The following is a 5887-nucleotide window of genomic DNA, read 5'->3' on the forward strand; positions in this document are numbered from 1 at the left end:
GCGGGCCGGCGGGCGGCTCGCGATCGAGCGCCTCGACATCAACGACGCGGACCAGCTCGCCGCCCTGCGGGCGCGGCTGGAGGGGCAGGTGTTCGACCAGCTGTTCGTGAACGCGGGAATCGCCAGCGATCCGGCGGCGCCGATCGGCGCGGTGAGCACCGAGACCTTCGTCGAGCTGATGGTGACCAACGCGCTCAGCCCGATGCGCGCGGTGGAGGCGCTGGGCGACCTGGTCGCGCCGGAGGGCGGGATCGGGCTGATGTCTTCCGGGCTCGGCAGCGTGGCCAACAACACGACCGGCATGTTCGAGGCCTACCGGGCGAGCAAGGCGGCGCTGAACACGCTGATGCGCAGCTATGCCGCGCGCCACAGGGCCTCCGCGCGCAGCCTCGCCCTGGTGGCGCCCGGCTGGGTGCGGACCGACATGGGCGGGCCGCAGGCGACGCTGTCGATCGGCGAGAGCATTCCCCGCGTGGTCGACCAGCTGATCGCCCGGCGCGGCACGCCGGGGCTGGCGTTCTTCGACTATACCGGCGCGGAGCTGCCGTGGTGAGGCGCTGAGGTGAGACGCTGACGCCGGTGTGGATACCTTTTCTCGGTATCTCGGCGTTCCGCAGACCGAACTATCTGCTGATGAAGCCCTTCAAGCGGCGTAGGGGTGCTGTCAGCCGCCACGACGTCGAGGCGTAGACCGATTCGAGTTCTTGTCGCACAGGATCCATGTTGAACAAAAACGATCTCAATGCGGAAATGTTATTGAGCCGCAGAACCACATCCTCGACGCATCCGTGCTTGACGAGATTGTCGTGCACAAAGACTTCAGATGACGGAAGAGGTGACCCCTGCGGGTCGGAAACCGAGAAAATGGACCATAATTGGGCCGCGAAGTTGAGAGGGTTGCAGCCCTGACACAGGAGCGTCCACGAATTGAACTCCATGAAGATGGGCGCCCGGCTCTGTTCAATGGTCCGCTTCGCTCCGAAAATGACCTGCGGCTCGTAACCTTCGACGTCCACCTTCAGCAGATCCACGGGGCGGCCTTGAGGGGTGGTCTGGAAGTAATCATCGAGCGTCACGAGTGGCACGGAAACGCTGCCGGCGCCGATCAGAGACCAGGGGCCATTGTCGCTGATCAGGACTTCACCAGTGCGGTCGCCGACCGCCGCGTTGACGAGCTTGCAATTCGTAAGGCCGTTGTCGGCGACATTGCGCACCAGAAGCTGAAAGTTCGACGGTACGGGCTCGAACGCGACGATGGTGATGTCGGGCCGCAGGAGAGCCGCCGCGACAACGGTGGCGCCGACATTCGCCCCAATATCCACATAGAGCGCATTCTCGGGAAGCGCCTTGATGAATCCCGACAGCGCATTCCCGGCCGTTTGCTGGCCGTCGAACGCGGACAGATATGCTGGATGAGCGCCCGACAGAGTGGCAGCCTTGTCGCCGACCAGAAAGCCAATCTGTTTGATGCTCATGGTTCATTCCTAAGACTTAATAATAAGAATGTGCCATACGTCTCTATTTTGTCCATACCGTCCAAAAGCAGGAGGATTCGTGCCGACCCCCCTCTTTGCGACGTCAATCGCGTTCATCTGGTGGGTTGCGGTGGAATGGGGCGGCTGGTCCCGCCGGGCCGGTCGTGGGGGGCGCGTCGCCCTCGGTTTTCAGGCATGATCCGGGCGGAAGGTGATGGGCGGCCTCATCGGCGCGGCATCCGGCATGCGTGCGGTGCCAGTGCGGCACGGTTGCGCCGGGGTGGCCCGCGATCAGTGCCGGAACCATGATGAGCCAGACGGTCAACCGCATTTCTCCGGCACGGACTCAAGGCTCGCGGCGGCATCGCGGAGGGATGCCGGCCGCCTGGGGGTGGGTGGTGTTCATCGTGGCTTCCTAACGGATTCGCGCGGCGGCGTGATGAAATTCCCGTGACCGATGGCCACGGTGCCGCGAGCCGTCCGTGGAGCCGTTGTTACTTCGGCGGTGCGGTGACGCGGCGGCGCGCCATATCGGGCCTGGCGTGGCCGGGCAGCGGATCAGATCGGGGTGATGCCGGGGATCGGGGAGAATGGCGCGCCGGCGCCCGGAAGCCGATCCCTGACATCCGGTCGCGAAGAGTCGAGGGGCAGGGCGCTCGTTCAGGTCAGAACGGGGACCGCCATGGTCACGATCGATACCGTGATCAGGATGCATAACGCGATCGAGATCCGTGATCGCTTGATGAAAATTCGCCGCCTCGCCGGTAATGCCGCCTGCACAGCCACCTCCCGTCTCATATCGTTAAAATATCAACCGATATTTGAATAAAAATTCAGTTAATAAGACAAAATTTTCTTGATTTCTGTACGGCGTCAATACGAGCATGAGGTGAGGAACCGAATGCGAGGCTGGAGCGCGTTCCGACCCTTCAGGATCGGATGCAGCGCTCCATCATATTGATCATCATGGCATCCTTGTCCGATCGGACGACGCCCGAGGTGGTTTCATACCCCATGAAAAACGCCAGAATGCGAATGCTGATCTTGTGTCTGGCTGGCACCGGGCTCATTGCGCTCGTGCTGTTTCTCGCGGCGGGTACCGTGAGGTATTGGCAAGCGTGGGTGTATCTCGCGGTGAACGGCATCGCCGCCGTTCCCTACGTGCGATACCTGCTCGACAACCCGAGGCTGCTGGAGGCCAGGATGAAAGCGGGTCCGATTGCGGAGCAACGGTCCGTGCAAAAGGGCATTACGCTGCTCGGCTTCATCTCAATCGTCGTCGCATTCATCGTTCCGGGACTGGATGACCGCTTCGGATGGTCGAACGTGCCGCCTTGGCTCGTGGTGACGGGCGATCTTCTGATCGTCGCGGGCATGCTCATGGTGTACCGGGTCGTCAAGGAGAACCCGTTCGGCGCCGCGACTGTCGGGGTCGTCGAGGATCAGAGGGTTGTCTCGACCGGGCCCTACGGGGTCGTGCGGAATCCGATGTATGCGAGCGCGCTGGTCTACCTGATCGGCATGCCCCTGGCGCTCGGTTCCTATTGGACGCTCATTCCCTCGGCCCTCACGGTTCTCGGCCTCGTCTGGCGCCTCCTCGATGAGGAGAATTTCCTTGCGCAAAACCTGCCGGGATACACGGAATACTGCACAAGGGTGCGCTGGCATCTGGTCCCCCTGATTTTCTGACCGGCCGTTGCGCCGTCTGCACGTTCGCCACGCGGGGCGGGGTGTTCGCCCGTCATGCGCACGGAAGCTTGATCGCGCCGGGGGGCAGCGCCGCCGCCGGACGATTGACAGGCCACGCCGCCGGGACGTTAGCTGTATTCCGGAATTGACATATATCTCTGGGAGGCTTCGTGATGACCCGGTTACCCCGCCCCCGTCTCGTCGGGGCTGCCCTTCTCGCCTTCGGCCTTGGCCTCGGCACGGCCGCCGCCGCGGGGCTTGCCCCGGCCACTTCGCCGGACCAGGCCGCGGCGGAGGGCTTGCACATCTTCAATCATGATCAGTTCGGCGGCGTGCGCACCTGCTCGTCGTGCCATGTCAATGGCGGCACCACGGCCGGACACCTGCCGGGCGGCGCGAAGATCCCGAGCCTCGAGGGGGTTGCGGCGCAGTTCCCGAAATATAACGGCCATGCGCATCGTGTGGTGACGCTCGAGCAGCAGCTCGTCCACTGCATTCGCGGCGGCCTGCAAGGCAAGCCGCCCGGCGCTTCCAGCCCGCAGATGACCGACCTGATCGCCTATCTCACCAAACTCTCCAAGGGGGCGAAGATGGGGCAGCAGTTCAAATAGGCCGGATACCCGGCCCGCCCGCGCCGCCGCTTCGCAATCACGCCGGGGACCGGCGGTTCGTTCGCGGGACTGCCGGGCCCGGCCCGTCATTCCCATGGCAATCCATCGGCGCTATGAAGACTGCGCCGAGCGGGATTTCCATGCGGAGGGCCACCATGGCCAATGCCGAATACGCGCTGACGATGGCCAGATACAATGCCTGGCAAAACCGGAACCTTCTCCGCGCGACGGCCCAGCTGCCACCCGAAGGGCGGGCGCTCGACCGGGGCGCCTTCTTCGGATCGATCGAGGCGACGTTCTACCACCTGCTCTGGGCGGACCGCATGTGGATGAGCCGGTTCAAGGGCACGCGGCCGCCCGAGGGAGGGATTCCGGGCTCGACGAGGTTTGACGGGAGCTGGGACGAATTCTGCGGGCAACGCGCCGCGATGGACCGCGAGGTGCTGGACTGGGCAGGGCAGCTGGATGCCGCCTGGTTCGCCGAAGATCTCGTCTGGTTTTCGGGCGCGCTGGGACGCGAGATTTCGAGGCCGAAGACCGTGATCGTCATGCATCTCTTCAATCACCAGACACACCATCGCGGCCAGATCCATGCCATGCTCACGGCCGCAGGCGTCAGGCCAGACGATACCGACCTTGCGTTCATGCCGGAGCACCCCGAAATCCTGTAAGCATCGGCGGCGCTGATCCGGCACGCCGGGCCGGCGCTTGTCCCGATCCTCGCGAACCTGAAGTTTCATGAGGACGCATTCGGCTGCGGGCCTGCCGGCCTGGCGGGGCCGGGGTTTGCGGACCCGCGATGGCGGGGTATTCTGTTAACGTGCTGTTATTTCTCGACGGCCGTGGCGCTTCAAGGACGCTGGCCGGACGCGCGGGAGGGAGGAAAACATGGACGGATCGGGCATCTCGGGCCGGCCCACGCAATCGGCGCGCGACCGGACGCGCTGGGTGAGCGGGGCGGGGCGGTATGTGGCGGATGTGCGGGCGGAGGGCGCGCTGGCGGCGGCCTTCCTGCGATCGCCGCACGCCCATGCGGCGATCGTCTCCCTCGATGCGGCGGCGGCGCGGGCGATGCCGGGCGTCGTCGCGGTGCTGACCGGCGAGGATTGCGCCGCCGCCGGCTTCGGCAATTTCCGCGCGCTGATGCGCTATGGCGCCGAGGGCGAGCGCCCGCTCGTCGCCCCGTTCCGCCCGGTGCTGGCGCAGGGGCGGGTGCGCTATGCCGGCGAGCCGGTCGCCTGCGTGGTCGGCGAAACCCTCGCCGCGGCGATGGACGCGGCGGAGGCGATCGCGGTGGAGTACGAGATGCTGCCGCCGGTGGTCGGGCTCGACGCCGCGCCGGACGCGCCGCCGATCCATCCCGAGGCGCCGGGCAATCTCGCCTTCCGGCATGTGGCGGGCGACGCCGCATCGGTCGCCGCCGCCTTCGCCGCTTCGGCGCATGTGGCCGCGGTGCGGTTCGATCTGCCGCGCCTCGCCCCCTCCACGATGGAGCCCGGCGGCATCGTCGCGCGGTATGACGCGGCTTCGGACGTCTATCACCTCGTCACCCCGCACCAGGGCATCAACGAGATCCGGCTCGATCTCGAGGCCATGCTCGGCGTGCCGGCGGCGCGGATCATGATCGAGCTGCCCGATGTCGGCGGCGGGTTCGGCCTGCGCAGCCCGGCCTATCCCGAGCACGCCGCCCTCCTGCTCGCCGCCCGCGCCACCGGCCGGACGGTGCGCTACGTGCCGACGCGCGGCGAGGCCTTCCTCAACGACAATCACGGTCGCGGCACCAGGCTCGCCGGCCGCCTCGCGCTCGATGCCGATCTCCGCTTCACCGCGATCGAGATCGAGTATCACACCGATCTCGGCGCCTATGTCACCACCGTCGGCGCCTTCGTCAACGTCCATAACGCGCTGCAATCGGGCACCGGCACCTACGCGATCCCGGCGGCCCATGCCCGCTTCGCGCAATATTTCACCAATGCGGGCCCGCTCGGCCCGTATCGTGGCGCCGGGCGGCCGGATATCGCGCTGCTGGTCGAGCGCTTGGTGGACGAGGCCGCCGCCGCGGCCGGCGCCGACCCGCTGGATCTGCGGGCGCGCAACGCGATCCCCGCCGCC

Annotated in this window: 7 protein-coding genes; 5 read left to right on the forward strand and 2 right to left on the reverse strand. The window is 66.1% G+C overall.

Annotated features, from left to right (window positions below; all coding sequences use genetic code 11):
• Positions 1 to 553, forward strand: a 553-nt coding sequence (locus APM_RS09935; RefSeq protein ID WP_007423239.1) for an SDR family oxidoreductase, incomplete at its 5' end; no start/stop codon positions are given.
• Positions 554 to 623: 70 nt separating this feature from the next.
• On the opposite strand, the gene APM_RS09940 is transcribed toward APM_RS09935, so the two are convergent.
• Together APM_RS09940 and APM_RS09945 are read right to left on the reverse strand one after the other, a co-directional pair.
• Positions 624 to 1475, reverse strand: coding sequence for an FkbM family methyltransferase (locus tag APM_RS09940; RefSeq protein WP_007423240.1), 852 nt, complete (start codon positions 1473 to 1475; stop codon positions 624 to 626).
• Positions 1476 to 1578: 103 nt separating this feature from the next.
• Entirely contained in the window at positions 1579 to 1800 is a 222-nt protein-coding gene (locus APM_RS09945) for a hypothetical protein (RefSeq protein WP_138919185.1), read from the reverse strand.
• Between the two features lie 614 nt (positions 1801 to 2414).
• On the opposite strand from APM_RS09945, the gene APM_RS09955 reads away from it, so the two are divergent.
• The 4 genes from APM_RS09955 to APM_RS09970 form a co-directional block, all read left to right on the forward strand.
• Complete coding sequence (locus APM_RS09955; protein WP_007423241.1) at positions 2415 to 3164, forward strand: isoprenylcysteine carboxylmethyltransferase family protein; 750 nt, start codon at positions 2415 to 2417, stop codon at positions 3162 to 3164.
• A 173-nt stretch (positions 3165 to 3337) separates the two neighbouring features.
• Positions 3338 to 3775 carry a hypothetical protein gene (locus tag APM_RS09960; RefSeq protein WP_007423242.1) on the forward strand — a complete coding sequence of 146 codons (438 nt, stop codon included), beginning with the start codon at positions 3338 to 3340 and terminating at the stop codon, positions 3773 to 3775.
• 155 nt (positions 3776 to 3930) lie between these two features.
• Positions 3931 to 4446, forward strand: a complete 516-nt coding sequence (locus APM_RS09965) for a DinB family protein (protein WP_007423243.1) — start codon at positions 3931 to 3933, stop codon at positions 4444 to 4446.
• 217 nt (positions 4447 to 4663) lie between these two features.
• On the forward strand, positions 4664 to 5887 hold a 1224-nt coding region (locus APM_RS09970), incomplete at its 3' end, for a xanthine dehydrogenase family protein molybdopterin-binding subunit (RefSeq protein ID WP_007423244.1).

It is taken from the genome of Acidiphilium sp. PM, assembly GCF_000219295.1.
GTDB lineage: Bacteria > Pseudomonadota > Alphaproteobacteria > Acetobacterales > Acetobacteraceae > Acidiphilium > Acidiphilium multivorum.

Bases quoted from the DNA above. Each gene is read 5' to 3' on its own strand.
- APM_RS09940 (WP_007423240.1), bottom strand. From the start codon at position 1,475: ATGAGCATCAAACAGATTGGCTTTCTGGTCGGCGACAAGGCTGCCACT.
- APM_RS09955 (WP_007423241.1), top strand. From the start codon at position 2,415: ATGCAGCGCTCCATCATATTGATCATCATGGCATCCTTGTCCGATCGG.
- APM_RS09960 (WP_007423242.1), top strand. From the start codon at position 3,338: ATGACCCGGTTACCCCGCCCCCGTCTCGTCGGGGCTGCCCTTCTCGCC.
- APM_RS09965 (WP_007423243.1), top strand. From the start codon at position 3,931: ATGGCCAATGCCGAATACGCGCTGACGATGGCCAGATACAATGCCTGG.